Genomic DNA, 15,527 nt, shown 5'->3' on the forward strand with positions numbered 1-15,527 from the left:
GAGCCTCGCGTGCAGTGCCGATGCGACTGCGGCCGCGACCACTCCGTCCAGCTCGGGCAGTGGGGCAAGACCCGCTCATGCGGATGCTTCCGAGCCGAGCAGCTCACCGCCCGCAACACCACCCACGGCCACAGCGGCACGTCGATCTACATGACGTGGGCCGACATGATCAACCGCTGCAAGAACTCCACACACCCGCGCTGGGCTAGCTACGGCGGCCGCGGCATCACCGTCTGCGAGCGCTGGCGGGACTTCGCCAACTTCCTCGCTGACATGGGCGAGCGGCCCGCCGGGATGAGCCTCGACCGCATCGACAACGACGGTCCGTACGCGCCGGAGAACTGCCGGTGGGCGAACTGGTCCACGCAGTCGAAGAACCGGCGCCCCTCGGCGTACAGCGGCAGCGTCCGCGACGTGGTCACTGGCCGGTTCCTCCCCGGAAGGAGTGCAGCATGAGCTGGCACCTGGGCCGTCTGGCCGGCTTCGACATCGAAAGTTCGGGCCTGGACGTCGAGAACGACCGCATCGTCACCGCGTGCGTCGTGCAGTGCGGCGGCGGCCAGCCCACCGACTCCGCAACGTGGCTCGCCGACCCCGGGATCGAGATCCCCGCCGAGGCGGAGAAGGTCCACGGGATCAGCACCGCGCGGGCCCGCGCCGAGGGCCGCCCGGCCGCCGAGGTCGTCGCCGACGTCCTCGCCGCGCTCGGGCAGGTCATTGCGGCCGGTGTCCCGGTCGTCGCGATGAACGCCTCCTTCGATCTGACGATGCTCGACCGCGAGGCCCGCCGTCACGGGCTGGCCCCGCTCCCCACCGGGTTCCCGGTCATCGACCCGCTGGTGATCGACCGGACCGTCGACAAGTACCGCAAGGGCAAGCGCCGGCTGACCGACCTCTGTGCGCACTACGGCGTCCGGATCGGCGAGGCCCACACCGCGGACGCGGATGCCATCGCGGGCTGCCGGGTCGCCTGGTCCCTCGCCAACAGGCACTGGGGAATCCGGGCGACGTCGCTGGCCGAGCTGCACCAGCAGCAGATCGGCTGGTCGGCCGAGTGGGCCGCCAACTACCAGGAACACCTCCGCAAGAAGGACCCGGCCGCCGTGGTCCGCGGCGAGTGGCCCTTGATTCCCCACCAGCAGGACGGAGACCAGTGATGCGACCCCGAGACCTCATCAAGGCATTCCGCGGCGACCAGGCCAAAGCCCAGGACGTGATCGTGGCGAAGGACGCCCGCATCCACGAGCTGGAGGACAAGCTCGCCGCGACCGAGCGAGACGTCATCAAGCTCATGCGCAGCGGCAACAGCAGTGCCATCGACAGGATCGGCTACCTGGAGAAGGAGCTGAACCGGCGGGCCCGGACGATCGACCAGCTCCGCGCCGGTGTCGTCGACGACGCTCAGACCGCCGAGCTGCGCCGCCAGCTGCACGACCTGCGGGCCGCCCACAAGGGCCTGCACGCGCAGGTCGAGATCCTCACCGCCGCCAACAGCGGGATCCCCACCCTCGTCGAGGTGGCCGCGTGAGCCTCACCGTAACCCCCGCGGCCGGGATGCCCACCCTCCCGGCCGCGGGCACCAACCGCCCCCTCGTCGTCGGCCTGGACCTGTCCCTGACGTCCACCGGCATCGCCGGAGACGGCTGGACCGCCCACGTCCGCACCAAGACCCGCGGCGACGCCCGCATCCGAATCCTCCAGATCGAAATCGCCGACTACATCAAGGCCGCTGACCTCGTCGTAATGGAGGGCCCCAGCTTCGGCCACATCGGCCCCCGCAACCCCGAAGACCTCGCCGGGCTCCGCGTCATCGTCCGCCAATACTGCTACCGGCATCACATCCCCTACGGCGTGATGCCCCCGTCGTGCCTCAAGGTCTACGCGACCGGAAACGGCCGCGCGTCCAAGGACGGCGTCCGGGCCGCCATCGCCGAGCGGTACGGGCAAGCCACCGACGGCCCGGCCAAGGACGACGAGGCCGACGCCTACGCCGCCATGGCCGCCGGGTACGACTGGCTTGGCCAGCCCCTCAAGTCGGTGCCTCAGTCGCACCGGCGTGCGCTGGCTGGCTGCGCCTGGCCCGAGCTTCTGTCCGGGGGTGCCCTGTGACCCGCCGCCCGACGCTCCTCGACCTGTGCTGCTGCGCAGGCGGCGCCGGACGCGGCTACGACCGCGCCGGGTTCGACGTCACCGGCGTCGACATCGTCCCCCGCCCCAACTACCCGTACAAGTTCGTCCAGGCCGACGCCGTCGCCTACGTCCTCGCCCACGGCCACGAGTACGACGCCATCCACGCCTCGTGGCCCTGCCAGTACGGCGCCGCCATCACCAAGGGCACCAACGCCCACCTGCGCGACACCTACGACAACCTCCTCCCCGCCGGGCGGGAAGCCATGTTGGCCACGGACCGGCCGTACGTCATCGAAAACCCGGAGGCCCGCGCCGACGTGGTCCTGTGCGGCACACAGTTCGGGCTGCCGATCCTGCGCCACCGCCGGTTCGAGGTCCACGGCTGGACCCCCATGGCACCCCCGCACACCAAGCACCGCGGGCGGGTCCGCGGCTGGCGCCACGGCACCTACTACCCGGGCGACTACCTCGCCGTGTACGGCAAGGGCGGCGGCAAGGCCACCGTGCCCGAGATGCAGGCCGCACTCGGCATCGACTGGACGGACAGCCACGAGGAACTCACCGAGGCCATCCCGCCCGCCTACACGCAGTTCCTCGGCGAGCAGCTCGCCGCACAGCTCCAGGTGGTGACCCGATGAATGTCCTGCCCCTCAACCCGCACCTCGCCCCCAAGACCACCCACCGCGCCTACCACTGGCGAGACGACGCCGCCTGCCTCGGCCGCGCCGCCCTGTTCCTCCCCCGCCAGGACTACGGCCCTGAGTACATCGCCAGCGTCGTTGCCGCCAAGCGGGTCTGCGACCGCTGCCCCGTCCGGCTGGCGTGCCTCGACGACGCCATGGCCACCGAGCGCGCCGACGACGAGCGAGCCCGCGCCGGCGTCCGCGGCGGCCTCACCCCCCAGGAACGCGCCGCCCGCTACAAGCGCCAACGCCGCAAGGTTCCCGAGCCGCCCACCCTCCTCGACCAGTACCTCCGCCGCACGGAGGCCCTCGACGACGGCCACGTCCGCTGGACGGTGAACACCTCCTACATCACCTTCGAGGGCCGCCAGTACACCGGGGCACAGCTTGCGTGGGCCGTGTCGACGAACCGGGAGCCGGAAGGGATCCTCCGGACCGCGTGCGGCCTTGGCGGGTGCGTCGCGGCCGAGCACCTCACCGACGAGGTCATGCGTGACGCCGCCAACCGGTACCGCTTCAGGCAGACCGCGTGACCGGCCGCCGCCCGCGCCGAGCCCCTCCCCCGGCCGCTGGACAGCTCCTCGACTGGTCCGACCGCCGCCACTGGGCCCGCACACAAGCCCCCTGCCGGTACTGCCGACAGCCGACGTTTCTCCGGGACGACGACAACCTCCCCGCGGACAAGGTCTGCGCCGAGAAAGCCCTCCAGCAGCGCACCGACCGCACGGCCGCCGCCTACCAGAACGGACAGCTCTGATGGACCGAGACGACCACACCCGTCTGACCATGGACGCCATGGCGTTCGCAGTCGTCGGAGACGCTGACCGTGTCTGTGAAGCCCTCGACCAGCTCGGCAACACCGGCAACCCGTTCCACATGTACGCGGCCTGCTGCGCCTTCGCGGAAGTCGGCACCCGCGCCATGCGGATGGTCACCGGGGAGACACCCGACCTGGCCCGCGGCGACATGTGGGCGCTCCAGGAACTCAAGCCCGGCGGCATGGACGCCAGCCCGGCCAAGACGTTCGCCGTCCGCTTCCTCGTCGCCTACGCCAACAACGACCGCGACACCGTGCCCGCCCTCTACCGGGCAGCACTGGACGCCGGGCCCGAGGCCTTCACCGAGTCCGTCTGCGAACTCCTGGCCAACGCCGCAGACCTTCACCGCCTCGCCACCACCAGCCAGCCCTGACCCTCCCGCCCGTCCGGTAGCCAGGCCGGCGCCCGGGGGTCGACGCCCCGGGCGGGCACTCACCACCCGCACCCGCTCCACCGAACGGAGACCGACCCGATGCCCTGGTTCAAGATCGATGACGCGTCCCACAGCCACCCCAAGTTCATGGCGGCCGGGAACGCGGCGCTCGGTCTGTGGCTGCGCTGCGGGGCGTACTCCGCCCAACACCTCACCGAGGGGCACGTACCCGCCGCCGTCGCCAAGGCATACGGCACCCCGCCGCAGGCCCGCAAGCTCGTCGCCGTCGGCCTGTGGCACGAGCCCGGCCACGACTGCCCCCGCTGCCCGCAGCCCGCCGCCGGATACGTCGTCCACGACTTCTTCGAGGGCGGCCGCAACTCCACCCGGGAGCAGGTCGAGGCATCCCGGAAGGGGGCTGCCGAGCGGGCCGCGAAGCACCGCGAGAGCAGGAAGGGCGCGCGATCCGAAGGCGAATCGGATGCGAATCGCACGCGAATCGACGACGAACCGGACGCGAATCGCGAACGAAACGCATCCCACTTTCCGGACTCCACCGCAGGTCAGAAGGACTCGTCACAGCGCACGGGCCTTGAGGGTGGTGCGACCCCCCATGCCACAGCCACGCCTAGCCACTCCACTTCCTACGGAAGTGGAGTGGCAGCAGCTCCCGACACCCGCGCCTACGACACCCTCGGCGACCTCAAGCGCGCGATCTCCGACGCCGGCATCCGCGGAGTCAGCTGGAACCTCCAGCCCTCCCAGATCGAACGCGTCCGCCAAGTCCGCGACCGCATCGGCATCCCACTCATGGTCTCCATGGCCGTCAGCAACGCCAGCTACCGCGGCGTCCCCGGCCGCGCCACCGCCTGGATCGACGACTGGGAAGGCCTGGAACCTGCCTCCGACCCCGACCCCGGGCCCGGGGTGACCCGGCTCCCCGTCGTACGCCAGCAGCCGCCCAGCCCGGCCGCCGCCCGCCGCAACGCATCCCGCGACTACCTCGACGAACTCTCCGCCCAACTCCGAGCAGGAGGCGCCCAGTGAACCCCGAGCAGATCCCCCAGCTCCTCAAACAGGTCTCCTACGCCGACCCCCGGATCCTCCCCGAGGACCGCCAGGAGCTCCAAGGCCTCGCCGCGCTCTGGGCCGGCGTCCTCGCCGACGTCCCCGCCGAGTTCGCCATGTGGGCCGTCGGCCAGCACTACGCCGAAAGCCCCTTCCCCATCAAGCCCTCCGACATCGCCGGACGATGGCGCGCCCACGTCCGCGACCGCATGAACCGCCACACCGGCACCCTCGAACCCACCCGCTACCCCGAACTCGACCCCGACGACGTCGCCGGCTTCATGCGCACCCTCCGCACCGAACGCCACGCCGTGATCATGGGCCAGGCCGAGCCGATCCCGTCGAAGGCCATCACCGGCACCGACGCCGTACCCGCCGACGTACAGGAACGCCTCGACGCCATCGGCCAGTACATACCCGACCACGTCCGCCAGCAGATGGCCGCGTACCGCCCGCAGAAGGCCGAACGCGAACGCGCGATACGGGCGGGCCAGCCCGACCCGCTGAGCGTCTCCTGCCCCTGGTGTGACGCCGCCATAGGCAAGCCCTGCCGCGGCCGCCGTACCGCTCCCGGCCGCGACCCCGAGAGCAAACGGCAGGGCACCCGCGCCCCACACCCCTCGCGCACCGATGCCGCACGCACCGCCGCCTGAAGGAGCCCTCATGGCCATCCACACCATCACGTTCGAGCCGCTTCCCCAGGCCACCACCAAGGGCCAGTGGGGCATCAACGCCGCGATCGCCGACCAGCTCCGCACCCGGCCCGGGCAGTGGGCGCACATCGACTCCAAGGGCACCCGCGCATCCGCCGCGTCCACCGCCTACCTCGTCAACAACGGCCGACTCGGCGCCTACGCCCCCGCAGGAACCTTCGAAGCCAAATCACGCACCGTCGACGGCGAATACCGCGTGTACGCCCGCTACATCGGCACCAGCGCCGCCACCTGACCGGCGCGCATCCGGATTGTCCGCCCTCGCACACAGGGAGACCCACCATGACCAACCCGCCCGAACCCCTCCGCATCGACACCCCGCAGTCCGACACCGCTCAGGAGTCCTGATGCCCCTCTTCCTCCTCGGCCTGGCGCTCGGCGCCCTCTCCGGCGGCGCCACCTACCTGATCACCGCCGACGGCCTGATCGCCGGAGTCGCGGCCGGTGTCGCTGCGGTCCTCACCTGGCTCGGTATCGGCGCCTTCATCCTGCTCGACGACTGACCCTTCAAGGAGCCCTCATGTACCCCAGCCTGTTCACCACCCCCGGCCTCGCCAAGTTCGCCGAGGAAGTCGACGCCGAGCGCGGCCGACAGCTCGCCAAGTTCGGCGACCAGCGCCACCGCGACGGCACCAGCATCGGCAACGCCAACTGGGCGCAGGAAGCCCTGGCCCAGTGCCAGCAGGCCACCGACGAGGACTGCCTCACCTGGGGCCACATCCTCTACGAGGAGTTCACCGAGGTCATGGCCGAGACCGACCCGGCCCGGCTGCGCGCCGAGCTGCTCCAGGTTGCCGCGGTGTGCGCGGCCTGGGTGTCCGACCTCGACCGGCGGCCCGCCGCGGTCGTCGACGACGGCCTCCCTCCGGAGCTCCTCGTCACCGCCTCCGGCGACCACAGCGACGGCACCTACAAGCCCGCCCTCTGTGGCTGTGGGAACCCCACGCACTCGCCGCTGGTCGAGTGCCCGCCGCCGGTCCACTGGACGGTCTGCACGCCCGACTTCCTCGCCATCACCCCGGGGGCCTGCCAGACGCTGCCGCGGCTTCCCGGTGACGGCGTGTCCGTCTCGCACTACCACCCGCAGCCCGAACGCCCCTAACGCAGACGGCCGCCCCGGGGCGAATCCGGGGCGGCACACCACCAGCACACCACACACCATCAGGAGCACCCCATGCGCAGCACACGCCCCACCACCACGCAGACCACGTGCGACTGCGAGGACTGCACGTCCTACACGCTCACCGGCCACATGCGGCGCACCACCCCCGCCAACCAGGCCGCCCAGCACCACCAGGCGGCGGCCGCCGACGGTTGGTCGGACGTGGAGGGCCGGGACTACTGCCCCGGGTGCTCGCCGGCGGTGCCGGTGGCCGATCACGACCACGCCGGACTGTGGGCCACCGACCCGGCCGCCCCGACGCCCGTCTGACCCTCGCCCGCGCCGCACGAAGGAGAACCCGATGACGACGACCTACTTCAGGATCGACGCCGACTCCGGCCCCTGCCTCGGCTACGTCCACAGCGACGGCAAAGCCATCACGCTGGCCGATCAGCAGCCCGTCACCGACCCCCGCGAACGCGCCATCCTCCGCAGCCTGCTCCAGCACGCGATCAGCCTCCTCGACCAGACCGAGCCCACCAGCCCCGCCGTCCGGGCGGGAGGCGCGCTGTGAGCAGCTTCGAGTACACCGACGAGCACGGCCGCCGTCTCACCATCAGCCCCAACGCCGATAGCCCCCGTCCCAGCCTGAAAGTCACCACACGGTCCGGCCGCACCACCATCCCCGTGTACGTCCCGCTGGACCAGGTGGAGGAGGTCATCGCGGGGATCCGCGACATGGCCCGCCAGTCGGCCTACGCCACCGCGTACCACCAGCCCAACCGGTTCCCGGGGGACTCGGCCGCGATGCGCGCCGCCGCGATTTCGGGTGTCCGTCGCAGCGCCGACGACGAGGCCGCCGTCGCCCTCATCCGCCGCGCCGCCGAGGAGGCCGGGGCATGAGCCAGCAGCCCGCCGTGCGCCTCTGGGAGATCGACCACCCGTACTACTGCAACGAGGGCAACTACTTCAAGGGCGGCCAGCACACCACGTGGTTGTCCTGGGAGAACTTCCGCAAGGAGACCGTCTACGTCACCGGCGACCGGGACTTGAACCTGCTGTTCCGCTGGGACTGGCGCAAGCCCGGCTTCTGCGACTGGGACGGCGAGGAGTACCTCCTCCTGTTCTTCGTGATCCAGCGGAAGGGCTTCAACTGCTCCCACCAGGTGAAGGTCACCGAGGCCGACGAGCCCGCGATCCGGGCCTGGCTGGCCGAGTGCGCGCAGACGATGCGCGCCCTGTGGGAACCGCTCCTCGACGACGAGCCGACCCGGTGACCGCGCTCCTCCTCGCCGCGGCGGTCGTGGCCGGCTACCTCACCGGCCGCACCCGCCCCGCCCGCCGCATCTCCGACTGGGCCGAACGTCTCCCCTGGCGCCGCCCCGGCTTCTCCCGCCGTGAGTGGCGCTGGTGGGCCGCGCAGCCCGTGTACGCCTGCCAGATCGCCGTACTCCTCGCGACCCGGCCCCGGCACACCATGCATGCCTGGCAGACCCGCAACGACCCGCCCCCGCCCCGCTCACCCGCGCCGCGCCTCCGCGCCTTCCCCGAGGAGTAGGCCGTGCTGACCTTGCTCCTCGTCCTGGCCGGCCTCACCGCCATAGCCCTCACCGCGGTCGCCTTCAGCTACGCACTCCGCCACGGCGAGGAGCAGGACCGGCAGACACGCCACGTCGACCCCCACGCCGCGTACTGGGGCCGCGACAACCACCCGGCCCCGACCGCCGACGACAAGCCCTCACACGGCCGTACACGGCCGCGACACCGGAGAGAGCGATGACCGAACCCACCGCCTACGAGCGGCTCCAGCAAGCAGCAGCGAAGGCAAACCGCGGAGCGCACCTGCTCGCCCTGGACACCCTCCGGAACGTCCACCGCGAATGCGCGGCCCTGGAAGACGACTGGCGTGACCGCCAAGACGCTGGCGCCGACGAGGTACGAGCCGTGCTCGCCCGCATCCGCGCCAAGCTCGACCCTGCGGTCGCTGCCCCCCAGTCCCTGGAGGACCGTGCGCGTCTCGTGGACCACCTTTTCGGCGACCAGCCCGACGGGGGCCAGTCGTGACCGAAGCCGTGTTCTTCACCCTCGCCGCACTGATTGCAGCGCCCATCGTTGGCGTGTTTGCCTACTGGTGGACACACTTCAGCATTCGCGTCTACCGGCGGTGGGTCCGATGACCGAGCCCTCCGGCCCCATCGGCGCCGCCCTCCCCGCGCAGGCCGAACGCGAGCAGCCCGTCTGCAAGTTCCCTCAGGGGTGCCACCGAGTCGTGGCGTGCAACCCCGGCTGCGGTGCCCCCATCCCCGCCGCCGAGCAGCCCGGCCGGCACACCGTCGACACGATCACCGATGACGCCCTCGACCAGCTGTACGCGCGCCTCGACGCCATCGAGTCGGGCATGCCTCAGCCGCTGCTCAAGTACGTGCAGCAGGTCAACGACATCGAAGCCCAGCGCGCCCAGCTCCCTGATGAGGAAAGGCAGCGGCGTGAGGCTGCTGACGCGCCGTTGCTGCGTATCCAGCTGCTGCACCTACTGGCGCGCGCCGACCGTGCCGAGGCCGCCATCGCCCGCGTCCGCGAGACCGCCGCGTGCTGGGAGCGGATGCCAAGCGACCGCCACGTCTACATCCACGAGGCCGCCCGTGCCCTGCGCGTCGCCCTCGACGAGCCCAAGGAGCCCCGCCCGTGAGCCAGACCAGCGTCATCGTCACCTGCGTTACCGCGTTCTTGAGCGCCTGCCTCTGGGCCAGCACCAAGCAGCAGCCGAAGGGGAAGTAGCCATGATCCTCAACCGCACCCCGCACCCCATCCGCGTCTACGAGTGGGTCCGCGAGGACGGCAACGACGACCTTGACGCGCACCTGAAGTACGTCATCGACCCCGAGCCTGAGCCCGCCCGCCTCGCCACGATCGAGCTCGGCACCCAGGCCGACGGCATCGAGCTCGTCGAGTTCGGCCACCGCGTCGACCTTCCCCGCCCGCAGGACGGCGTCCGCCACGTCGTCTCCCTCGTGGTCGCGCTGGCCCTCGCCCCCCGGCGCTCCGACCTCCTCGTCCCGTACAGCGAGGTCCGCAACGCCTCGGGCACCGTCATCGGTTGCCGCGCCCTCGCCCAGCCGGTCTGAGCATGCGCGAGGGGCGTGCCCATCCGTCCGCCAAGACCGGGCACGCCCCTACAGGTGGTCACCACCGTACCCCGCCCAGCCCCAGGAGCACCGCGATGACCATCACCGCCGCACAGCACCTCGCCACCATCGGCATCCTGTACCCCCACCTCAACAACGCACTCGACCAGCACGGCGGCAGCAGCTGGCCGCCCGCCGGCCGCCTCCGCGACTACCTCACCGCGCTCGAGCAGCGAGACGCGGACGAGACCACCGCCCTCCGCGCGCTCGAGCGGGACCCGCAGCAGATCGGCGAGACCCGCGCCCCCCTGTCCATCCGCATCCTCGACACCGCCCGGCTCGTCGAGACCACCCTCGTCCACCTCGCCGACACCCTCGCCCCCCAGATCACCAAGGCGGCCGCCACCCACGGGCCCGCCGACTGGAAGGCACGCGGCTGGACGGCGGACGACCGGGCCCGCCGCGACGCCCTCGCCGACCGCGAGCAGGGCGACCCCCGACGCTGGCGCTACGTCGGCCTACGCACCGCCGAGTACGCCGCGGGCTGGCTCCACGCGCGGGTCCAGTTCGACGAGGGCCCGTTCTGGCCGCTGTCCGCCGCGCAGCTCCTCCACGTCGAGCAGGTCGCCGCCGGCTGCGTGGACCGGATCTCGGCCGCCCTCGACCTCACCACCCGCACGATGCCCGCGTCCCGGCCCTGCCCGAGCTGCTTCGGCGAGGTCACCGTCGTATCCGGCGGCGGCCGGGACCCGGAGGCACACTGCACGGGCGTCTGCCGCCGGGTGTGGACGATGGCCGACACGGTGGCCGCGTAGGGCAGCACAGAGCCCCCGACCCTGGGCGGATCGGGGGCTTCGACGCAGGCTAGAAGCCGTGAATCTCCAGCCGGCGGCGACGGCGCTTCACAGCGTCCGTGAACAGACCTGTGGCCTCCATGAACTCAATGGCGGCCAGGGCGCCCATCTTTGACGCCTCGGCCGTCGGTACACCACGCTGCCGCGCGGCCGAAGCCGTCGTGTACGCGAGCGTGTCCGCCTCTGAGATCAGCTTCTGTCGCAGCGGCGCCAGTTCCTGCCTGCGCCGAATCCCCTCGGTCTGCGGCACGCGATACCCGGGCGTGCCCATCTCGTTGTACTTCGCCCTCTCGGCGGCGATCGCTTTCATCTCCGCCACGTAGGCCGTGCCCCGGTTCGGGAACCACTCCTCCGTTCGCCGTGCAACCTCGCCCCACCACGGCTTCGTGTGGTGGCGCTTGCAGCGGTGCTCAGGCTCGTACGCGGACCCGATGTACAGCAGCTGCCCCGCCTCATCCCACAAGCGGTAGACGGCTGCCGGCTCGCGCCACCGCCGCTCCCGGTTGGTCTCAGATACGATCACTGCGCGCCTTCTCTCAGTAGTGCGCTCAGGCCGGGCGGTCTCCACACCGCTCGGCCTTCTCCTATTGCGGCGACGCGTCCGCCCTCTCAGCGAGGATCTGCCGCACTCGTCCGAAGCTGATGTCCAGCTCCTTCGCGATCTGTCGGTAGGTCATCCCGCTCTGGTGCATCTCCCGTACGGCCAGTTGCCGTTCCTGCCGGACCCTCTCCTGCACGGAACTCAGCATCTCCGTGAGCCGTCTGGCCCGGACCGCTGGCGGCTCTCCGGCCGCGATGGCGTCGATCGCATCGAGCACGCGCTGCACCTCCTCTGGCTGGTCCTGCATGCCCGTCCCTCCGGTGATTCGGGAGGCGGTCCGCGCTGCCGTCTTGTGTAGTCAGCCTACACGCGTGTAGCGTGACTACACAACGGCGCGGAGCCCCCTCCGCCCGAACAAAGAACGGCCCCGGCCGGCGCTCGCAACGCCATTGGCCGGGGCCAGCCATCCCACCTGCACTACCAGGAGGAACAGCTATGGCACACCGTACCGACCTCTCCCAACCGGATGAAGCCCTCCGCCAGGCCGACGCCGACCCGGCCACCCTGCGCACTCTCATGCAGCGCATCGCCGTCTGGATCAGCCGCGAGAACCCCGGCGCCCCGATCACCGCCGCCGACCTCGACGACCAGGCCAACCAGCAGGCCTGGGCGCACCTCAAGAGGGTCAGCCGCTTCGGGCACGTCGACAACGACCGCCGAGAAGCCCTGCGCGCCGCCCTGGTCGCCGCCATGCCCGGCCCCCGCGACGCCGAGCACGCCAGCCAGAGCCGTCCGGCCGAGACGCGCGGCGAGTACGCCCTCCGGCTCCGCGCCGCCGCGAAGACCGCATAACCCACCAGCTCGGCGATCCGGAAGGACCCACCCCATGAACGCCACCACGAAGGCCGCCCGACTCCAGCAGGCCGCATACCACGCGCGGGCCGCCGCCGCTCTGTTCACCGAGCTGGCCGACGAGGCCCGCGCCGCCGGCCAGCACACCGAAGCCGACTGGCTCGACGCGTCCGCCGCCCACTACCTCGCCGGAGCCGAGCGCACCGCCTGACCCACACCGCCCGGCCGGGCCCGCACTCGCGGCGCCCGGCCCCACCCGCCCTGGAGCACCCGTGCGCACCCGCACCGAGACCCGCACCCGGCAGGTCCCCCACACCGTCGACGGTAAGACCCACCTCATCGACGAGACCTACGACATCCACGTACCCGTACCGCCCCGCGACTGGGACCACACCATCCGCACTGCGGTCCTCGGCGCGGCCTGCCTCATCCTCACCGGGTCCGTCGTTTGGTCCACCGCCAGCATCGGCGCTCTCCTCGACCTCCTCGTCGTCGCCCCCGCCGCCTACGCCGCAGCCGTGACGTTCGACCTCGTGTGGATCAGCTGCATGGCCCTGGAGTGGCTCGCCCGCTACGACCCGCCACGCGCCCGAGCCCCACGCATCGCCGGCCACGTCGCGCTCGGCGTTGCCATGGCCGCGGTCGCCATGCACGGCCACGCCGAGGGCCAGCTCCCCATCGGCATCACCGGGGCCGTCGTCTCCGGCATGGCCAAGGGGTTGTGGACCGTCCTCCTCGCACAGACCACCCCACGGCTCAGCCCGCAGGCGATGCAGTGGGCGCAGGCCGAGCGCGCGGAGCTCGGGTCCCGGCTCGGCATGATCCCGCTGCGCCGCGAACTTGCCCGCGCCGAGGGCCTCGTCGAGGCCGAGGAGGCTGCGATCCGGACCCGTCCGGACGCCGATCCGGACCGTCCGGACGCGTCCGCGGACAGTCCGGACGAGGAGCCCGCATCGGAGCTCACCGCGCCCATGACCATTAAGGACGCGGTCCGGACCGCCGTGGACAGCGGGATCCGTAGTCCGGATTTCGTCCTCGGGTATGTCCGGAAGCGGGCCGACGCCAACGCCTCCGAAGAGACCGTCAACCGGTACCTCCGCACGATGACCCGGAGCGTGTCATGACCCCCACCCTCGGCGCCGTCCTCGCCGGCCTGCTCTTCCTCGTCTGGGAGATCGCCGTCTGGTTCCCCGGCGTGAAAGCCCTCCAGTCCAACGCGATCGGATACCTCGGCGACCTCCTTCCGTTCGTCCTCTGCTGGGCGATCGGCGCCCTGACCGTCATGGTTGTAGGCGGCGTCGTCGGCTGGGCAGGCGACACTGCCCTGTGGGGCCTCAACACGTTCGGGGACGGGCTCCTCGTCTACGGCGTTGGAGCCGACACCGGCACGGCGCCCGGATCGACTGCCGCACCCCTCACGCAGGGCGGCCTGTTCATCACCGTGCTCGTCCTCGGCGGGTTCATCGCCCGACGCAAGAAGGGCGCCAAGGGCTCAAAGCTGCGCGGCTGGCTCTCCGGCATCGGCATGGGCCTCTCCGCCGGCGTCGCCCGATACGCCGCGGTGCCGCTCGCCTCGGCCGTGAACGTCGCCGGGGTCTGGCTCACGGGGATCGTCGCGTGACCGCCGCCGAGGACGCGGGGGAGCGCGGCAACCGGGTCGCGGGCGGCTGCGTCCTCGCCGTCGCCCTCGCCGCGGGCGGCACGATCGCCTACAACGTCCCGGAGTCCGCCTACTTCGTCACCGGCCTGCTCGCGACGGCCGGCTACCGCAAGGCCCGTACCTGGGTCGCCACTCGGCGCGGCAGCGGCGAGGAGCCGGGCAGTGAGGGCGAGGTCGACATCGTCGCCGAGCTTCAGGGCCTCGCCGTGGGTGGCGGGCACGTCCGCCTCACCCAGCTGCAGAAGGCTGCCGGACTCCCCGACACGAAGGCCGTCCGCGCGCTCCTCGACGAGGCCGGGATCCGCATCCGGGACGGGGTTCGCGCGGCCGGCAAGAACGGGCCCGGGGTCCATCACGACGATGTGCCGCCCCTCCCCGACGCCGGGAAGGGCACCCCTTCTGGGGGTTGTTTGTGCAGCTCAGCGGCCAACACCAACGCCAACAACGCGGGCTCGGAAGGGGGCCGAGAGGGGTTGAGTGTAGAGCCCATCGGCCAGAGCGGCGCTGTTGTTCGGGTCGCCTCGGAGCGGCGCGCGTACACCGTTTGAGCCCGGGGCGGCCGCCGCCTGGCAGCTGATCGGCCGCCCCGGTTCCCGTCACCTCACGAGAGACAGGACCGCCATCATGGCACTCCGCAAAACCATGCCCATGGCGCCGGAAACCCGGCCCGACCCGAAGCACGCGAACGACTACCAGGCGAGCCGCGGCGGCCACGTGCAGGCTCCGCCGAAGCCCGTCCCGGGCCAGCCGAAGATCTGATATCGGCCACGCACGAGGGGTGTTGTTCCAGCCATCCCGGGCGTAGCGTGAGCCACCTGCCCTCGGAGGCACGGCGGCTTGCTCCCTCCAGGTGCTACGCCGCCGTCAGAGCCCCGCCGCACGCACCCCCGCGCGGCGGGGTTCTTCGTTCTCAGAGCCGATACGCGTGAGGGGTGTTGTTCCAGGCGGGCCCGGCGTAGCGTGTGCGCCGTACCGTGAGGGGGGCGCCCTCGAAGGGCCCTGCCGGATGCATCCCGGCGGGGCTCTTCTGCACCTAGTTGCAAAACCGGCCGCCGTGCCCCATCCTGGCCTCACGTCCCGCGTGCCCGGACACCAAAGCCCCGCCACAGTGCGGGGCATTCGCATGTCACGGGTACGTCACACGACAGACACCCGAACCACCCCGGTGCAACGATGCGGCTCCACCACCGCACCAGGGGGCACCATGGGGTTCATCAACAACGCGAAGGCCGACGTGGCCACCAAGGCCGCCGCCGAGGCGTACCAGCAGGGCCGGCACGTCCTCACCTACAAGATCATTGAAGCGAACATGAACAGCCGCGCCACCGCAGTGATGCCCGGCGTCGGCGAGCAGATCGAAGCCATCGAAGCCCAAGGCTGGCACCTCACCAACATGGCCGCCGCCGAGGGCAAAGCACTCACCGGTGACAGGACCGCGCTGATCTGCCTGTTCCGCCGCCGCCAGTAACCAACCACACCCCGAGCCCGGCCGCGACTCCCCTGCGGCCGGGCTTACCCATGACCACTCAGTGCGGAGTGGGTGCGGGTGCAGCCGCCCGGGACGAGGGCCCCGGGCGGCAACCCCCGCACACCGTCACCAGACCGAGG

General features: G+C 71.5%; 32 protein-coding genes. 30 read left to right on the top strand and 2 right to left on the bottom strand.

All coding sequences use genetic code 11. The features are described from left to right. The first annotated feature begins 9 nt into the window (after positions 1-9). The 23 genes from ACWGIF_RS06350 (at position 10) to ACWGIF_RS06460 (ending at position 10,827) form a co-directional block, all read left to right on the top strand. Positions 10-456: a hypothetical protein gene (locus ACWGIF_RS06350; protein WP_453491845.1), complete on the top strand. Its 447-nt coding sequence runs from the start codon at positions 10-12 to the stop codon at positions 454-456. Next, entirely contained in the window at positions 453-1,157 is a 705-nt protein-coding gene (locus ACWGIF_RS06355; protein ID WP_453491848.1) for an exonuclease domain-containing protein, read from the top strand. Before ACWGIF_RS06350 ends, ACWGIF_RS06355 begins: the two co-directional genes overlap by 4 nt. Next, positions 1,157-1,528: a hypothetical protein gene (locus tag ACWGIF_RS06360; RefSeq protein WP_453491851.1), complete on the top strand. Its 372-nt coding sequence runs from the start codon at positions 1,157-1,159 to the stop codon at positions 1,526-1,528. The genes ACWGIF_RS06355 and ACWGIF_RS06360 overlap by 1 nt, the downstream gene beginning before the upstream one ends. Next, on the top strand, positions 1,525-2,109 hold the full coding sequence (locus ACWGIF_RS06365) for a hypothetical protein (RefSeq protein ID WP_453491854.1): 585 nt from the start codon (positions 1,525-1,527) through the stop codon (positions 2,107-2,109). The genes ACWGIF_RS06360 and ACWGIF_RS06365 overlap by 4 nt, the downstream gene beginning before the upstream one ends. After that, the gene (locus tag ACWGIF_RS06370; protein ID WP_453491857.1) at positions 2,106-2,768 is read left to right on the top strand and encodes a class I SAM-dependent methyltransferase; all 663 of its coding nucleotides are present in this window, start codon (positions 2,106-2,108) and stop codon (positions 2,766-2,768) included. Before ACWGIF_RS06365 ends, ACWGIF_RS06370 begins: the two co-directional genes overlap by 4 nt. Beyond that, positions 2,765-3,346 (top strand): WhiB family transcriptional regulator, encoded by a 582-nt coding sequence (locus tag ACWGIF_RS06375; RefSeq protein ID WP_453491860.1) that lies wholly within the window; start codon positions 2,765-2,767, stop codon positions 3,344-3,346. Before ACWGIF_RS06370 ends, ACWGIF_RS06375 begins: the two co-directional genes overlap by 4 nt. Continuing rightward, the gene (locus tag ACWGIF_RS06380) at positions 3,343-3,570 is read left to right on the top strand and encodes a hypothetical protein (RefSeq protein ID WP_453491863.1); all 228 of its coding nucleotides are present in this window, start codon (positions 3,343-3,345) and stop codon (positions 3,568-3,570) included. The genes ACWGIF_RS06375 and ACWGIF_RS06380 overlap by 4 nt, the downstream gene beginning before the upstream one ends. Beyond that, entirely contained in the window at positions 3,570-4,004 is a 435-nt protein-coding gene (locus tag ACWGIF_RS06385; protein ID WP_453491866.1) for a hypothetical protein, read from the top strand. The genes ACWGIF_RS06380 and ACWGIF_RS06385 overlap by 1 nt, the downstream gene beginning before the upstream one ends. Positions 4,005-4,103: 99 nt before the next feature. Beyond that, positions 4,104-5,051, top strand: a complete 948-nt coding sequence (locus tag ACWGIF_RS06390; protein ID WP_453491869.1) for a mucin-2 — start codon at positions 4,104-4,106, stop codon at positions 5,049-5,051. Next, positions 5,048-5,725 carry a zinc finger domain-containing protein gene (locus ACWGIF_RS06395; protein WP_453491872.1) on the top strand — a complete coding sequence of 226 codons (678 nt, stop codon included), beginning with the start codon at positions 5,048-5,050 and terminating at the stop codon, positions 5,723-5,725. The genes ACWGIF_RS06390 and ACWGIF_RS06395 overlap by 4 nt, the downstream gene beginning before the upstream one ends. Before the next feature lie 10 nt (positions 5,726-5,735). Continuing rightward, the gene (locus tag ACWGIF_RS06400) at positions 5,736-6,020 is read left to right on the top strand and encodes a hypothetical protein (RefSeq protein ID WP_453491875.1); all 285 of its coding nucleotides are present in this window, start codon (positions 5,736-5,738) and stop codon (positions 6,018-6,020) included. Positions 6,021-6,132: 112 nt separating this feature from the next. Continuing rightward, a complete protein-coding gene (locus ACWGIF_RS06405; RefSeq protein WP_453491878.1) occupies positions 6,133-6,288 on the top strand; it encodes a hypothetical protein in 156 nt (51 codons plus the stop codon). 17 nt (positions 6,289-6,305) lie between these two features. After that, positions 6,306-6,887, top strand: coding sequence for a hypothetical protein (locus ACWGIF_RS06410; RefSeq protein ID WP_453491881.1), 582 nt, complete (start codon positions 6,306-6,308; stop codon positions 6,885-6,887). Between the two features lie 72 nt (positions 6,888-6,959). Further along, positions 6,960-7,217, top strand: a complete 258-nt coding sequence (locus ACWGIF_RS06415) for a hypothetical protein (RefSeq protein WP_453491884.1) — start codon at positions 6,960-6,962, stop codon at positions 7,215-7,217. A 31-nt stretch (positions 7,218-7,248) separates the two neighbouring features. After that, positions 7,249-7,461, top strand: coding sequence for a hypothetical protein (locus tag ACWGIF_RS06420; RefSeq protein ID WP_453491887.1), 213 nt, complete (start codon positions 7,249-7,251; stop codon positions 7,459-7,461). Beyond that, the gene (locus ACWGIF_RS06425) at positions 7,458-7,790 is read left to right on the top strand and encodes a hypothetical protein (protein WP_453491890.1); all 333 of its coding nucleotides are present in this window, start codon (positions 7,458-7,460) and stop codon (positions 7,788-7,790) included. Before ACWGIF_RS06420 ends, ACWGIF_RS06425 begins: the two co-directional genes overlap by 4 nt. Then, entirely contained in the window at positions 7,787-8,164 is a 378-nt protein-coding gene (locus ACWGIF_RS06430; RefSeq protein WP_453491893.1) for a hypothetical protein, read from the top strand. Before ACWGIF_RS06425 ends, ACWGIF_RS06430 begins: the two co-directional genes overlap by 4 nt. Further along, entirely contained in the window at positions 8,161-8,445 is a 285-nt protein-coding gene (locus tag ACWGIF_RS06435) for a hypothetical protein (protein WP_453491896.1), read from the top strand. Before ACWGIF_RS06430 ends, ACWGIF_RS06435 begins: the two co-directional genes overlap by 4 nt. A gap of 3 nt (positions 8,446-8,448) precedes the next feature. Next, on the top strand, positions 8,449-8,667 hold the full coding sequence (locus tag ACWGIF_RS06440) for a hypothetical protein (protein ID WP_453491899.1): 219 nt from the start codon (positions 8,449-8,451) through the stop codon (positions 8,665-8,667). Next, on the top strand, positions 8,664-8,951 hold the full coding sequence (locus ACWGIF_RS06445) for a hypothetical protein (protein WP_453491902.1): 288 nt from the start codon (positions 8,664-8,666) through the stop codon (positions 8,949-8,951). Before ACWGIF_RS06440 ends, ACWGIF_RS06445 begins: the two co-directional genes overlap by 4 nt. Positions 8,952-9,060: 109 nt before the next feature. Continuing rightward, positions 9,061-9,576, top strand: a complete 516-nt coding sequence (locus ACWGIF_RS06450) for a hypothetical protein (protein ID WP_453491905.1) — start codon at positions 9,061-9,063, stop codon at positions 9,574-9,576. 91 nt (positions 9,577-9,667) lie between these two features. Continuing rightward, positions 9,668-10,012: a hypothetical protein gene (locus tag ACWGIF_RS06455; RefSeq protein ID WP_453491908.1), complete on the top strand. Its 345-nt coding sequence runs from the start codon at positions 9,668-9,670 to the stop codon at positions 10,010-10,012. A 95-nt stretch (positions 10,013-10,107) separates the two neighbouring features. Continuing rightward, positions 10,108-10,827: a hypothetical protein gene (locus ACWGIF_RS06460; protein WP_453491911.1), complete on the top strand. Its 720-nt coding sequence runs from the start codon at positions 10,108-10,110 to the stop codon at positions 10,825-10,827. Between the two features lie 49 nt (positions 10,828-10,876). Here the strand turns inward: ACWGIF_RS06460 and ACWGIF_RS06465 are convergent, their stop codons facing one another. Further along, complete coding sequence (locus ACWGIF_RS06465; RefSeq protein ID WP_453491914.1) at positions 10,877-11,389, bottom strand: hypothetical protein; 513 nt, start codon at positions 11,387-11,389, stop codon at positions 10,877-10,879. Positions 11,390-11,450: 61 nt separating this feature from the next. Then, positions 11,451-11,714 (bottom strand): helix-turn-helix domain-containing protein, encoded by a 264-nt coding sequence (locus ACWGIF_RS06470; RefSeq protein ID WP_453491917.1) that lies wholly within the window; start codon positions 11,712-11,714, stop codon positions 11,451-11,453. Positions 11,715-11,902: 188 nt separating this feature from the next. Between ACWGIF_RS06470 and ACWGIF_RS06475 the strand changes: the two genes are divergently transcribed. The 7 genes from ACWGIF_RS06475 to ACWGIF_RS06505 all read left to right on the top strand — a co-directional run bounded on the left by ACWGIF_RS06475 (position 11,903) and on the right by ACWGIF_RS06505 (position 15,387). After that, positions 11,903-12,259, top strand: coding sequence for a hypothetical protein (locus ACWGIF_RS06475; RefSeq protein ID WP_453491920.1), 357 nt, complete (start codon positions 11,903-11,905; stop codon positions 12,257-12,259). Between the two features lie 34 nt (positions 12,260-12,293). Continuing rightward, positions 12,294-12,470: a hypothetical protein gene (locus ACWGIF_RS06480; RefSeq protein WP_453491923.1), complete on the top strand. Its 177-nt coding sequence runs from the start codon at positions 12,294-12,296 to the stop codon at positions 12,468-12,470. Between the two features lie 61 nt (positions 12,471-12,531). Beyond that, the gene (locus ACWGIF_RS06485; RefSeq protein ID WP_453491926.1) at positions 12,532-13,383 is read left to right on the top strand and encodes a protein transporter Sec31; all 852 of its coding nucleotides are present in this window, start codon (positions 12,532-12,534) and stop codon (positions 13,381-13,383) included. Further along, entirely contained in the window at positions 13,380-13,880 is a 501-nt protein-coding gene (locus ACWGIF_RS06490; protein WP_453491929.1) for a hypothetical protein, read from the top strand. The genes ACWGIF_RS06485 and ACWGIF_RS06490 overlap by 4 nt, the downstream gene beginning before the upstream one ends. Then, complete coding sequence (locus tag ACWGIF_RS06495; RefSeq protein WP_453491932.1) at positions 13,877-14,467, top strand: hypothetical protein; 591 nt, start codon at positions 13,877-13,879, stop codon at positions 14,465-14,467. Before ACWGIF_RS06490 ends, ACWGIF_RS06495 begins: the two co-directional genes overlap by 4 nt. 76 nt (positions 14,468-14,543) lie before the next feature. Next, entirely contained in the window at positions 14,544-14,678 is a 135-nt protein-coding gene (locus tag ACWGIF_RS06500; RefSeq protein ID WP_453491935.1) for a hypothetical protein, read from the top strand. 445 nt (positions 14,679-15,123) lie between these two features. Beyond that, on the top strand, positions 15,124-15,387 hold the full coding sequence (locus ACWGIF_RS06505) for a hypothetical protein (RefSeq protein WP_453491938.1): 264 nt from the start codon (positions 15,124-15,126) through the stop codon (positions 15,385-15,387). Positions 15,388-15,527: the final 140 nt, after the last annotated feature.

The organism is Streptomyces sp. NPDC054849, assembly GCF_053610945.1.

Bases quoted from the DNA above. Each gene is read 5' to 3' on its own strand.
- ACWGIF_RS06470 (WP_453491917.1), bottom strand. From the start codon at position 11,714: ATGCAGGACCAGCCAGAGGAGGTGCAGCGCGTGCTCGATGCGATCGAC.
- ACWGIF_RS06445 (WP_453491902.1), top strand. From the start codon at position 8,664: ATGACCGAACCCACCGCCTACGAGCGGCTCCAGCAAGCAGCAGCGAAG.
- ACWGIF_RS06500 (WP_453491935.1), top strand. From the start codon at position 14,544: ATGGCACTCCGCAAAACCATGCCCATGGCGCCGGAAACCCGGCCCGAC.
- ACWGIF_RS06420 (WP_453491887.1), top strand. From the start codon at position 7,249: ATGACGACGACCTACTTCAGGATCGACGCCGACTCCGGCCCCTGCCTC.
- ACWGIF_RS06355 (WP_453491848.1), top strand. From the start codon at position 453: ATGAGCTGGCACCTGGGCCGTCTGGCCGGCTTCGACATCGAAAGTTCG.
- ACWGIF_RS06385 (WP_453491866.1), top strand. From the start codon at position 3,570: ATGGACCGAGACGACCACACCCGTCTGACCATGGACGCCATGGCGTTC.
- ACWGIF_RS06415 (WP_453491884.1), top strand. From the start codon at position 6,960: ATGCGCAGCACACGCCCCACCACCACGCAGACCACGTGCGACTGCGAG.
- ACWGIF_RS06430 (WP_453491893.1), top strand. From the start codon at position 7,787: ATGAGCCAGCAGCCCGCCGTGCGCCTCTGGGAGATCGACCACCCGTAC.
- ACWGIF_RS06360 (WP_453491851.1), top strand. From the start codon at position 1,157: ATGCGACCCCGAGACCTCATCAAGGCATTCCGCGGCGACCAGGCCAAA.
- ACWGIF_RS06490 (WP_453491929.1), top strand. From the start codon at position 13,380: ATGACCCCCACCCTCGGCGCCGTCCTCGCCGGCCTGCTCTTCCTCGTC.
- ACWGIF_RS06480 (WP_453491923.1), top strand. From the start codon at position 12,294: ATGAACGCCACCACGAAGGCCGCCCGACTCCAGCAGGCCGCATACCAC.
- ACWGIF_RS06410 (WP_453491881.1), top strand. From the start codon at position 6,306: ATGTACCCCAGCCTGTTCACCACCCCCGGCCTCGCCAAGTTCGCCGAG.
- ACWGIF_RS06400 (WP_453491875.1), top strand. From the start codon at position 5,736: ATGGCCATCCACACCATCACGTTCGAGCCGCTTCCCCAGGCCACCACC.
- ACWGIF_RS06375 (WP_453491860.1), top strand. From the start codon at position 2,765: ATGAATGTCCTGCCCCTCAACCCGCACCTCGCCCCCAAGACCACCCAC.
- ACWGIF_RS06405 (WP_453491878.1), top strand. From the start codon at position 6,133: ATGCCCCTCTTCCTCCTCGGCCTGGCGCTCGGCGCCCTCTCCGGCGGC.
- ACWGIF_RS06505 (WP_453491938.1), top strand. From the start codon at position 15,124: ATGGGGTTCATCAACAACGCGAAGGCCGACGTGGCCACCAAGGCCGCC.
- ACWGIF_RS06460 (WP_453491911.1), top strand. From the start codon at position 10,108: ATGACCATCACCGCCGCACAGCACCTCGCCACCATCGGCATCCTGTAC.
- ACWGIF_RS06390 (WP_453491869.1), top strand. From the start codon at position 4,104: ATGCCCTGGTTCAAGATCGATGACGCGTCCCACAGCCACCCCAAGTTC.
- ACWGIF_RS06475 (WP_453491920.1), top strand. From the start codon at position 11,903: ATGGCACACCGTACCGACCTCTCCCAACCGGATGAAGCCCTCCGCCAG.
- ACWGIF_RS06455 (WP_453491908.1), top strand. From the start codon at position 9,668: ATGATCCTCAACCGCACCCCGCACCCCATCCGCGTCTACGAGTGGGTC.
- ACWGIF_RS06450 (WP_453491905.1), top strand. From the start codon at position 9,061: ATGACCGAGCCCTCCGGCCCCATCGGCGCCGCCCTCCCCGCGCAGGCC.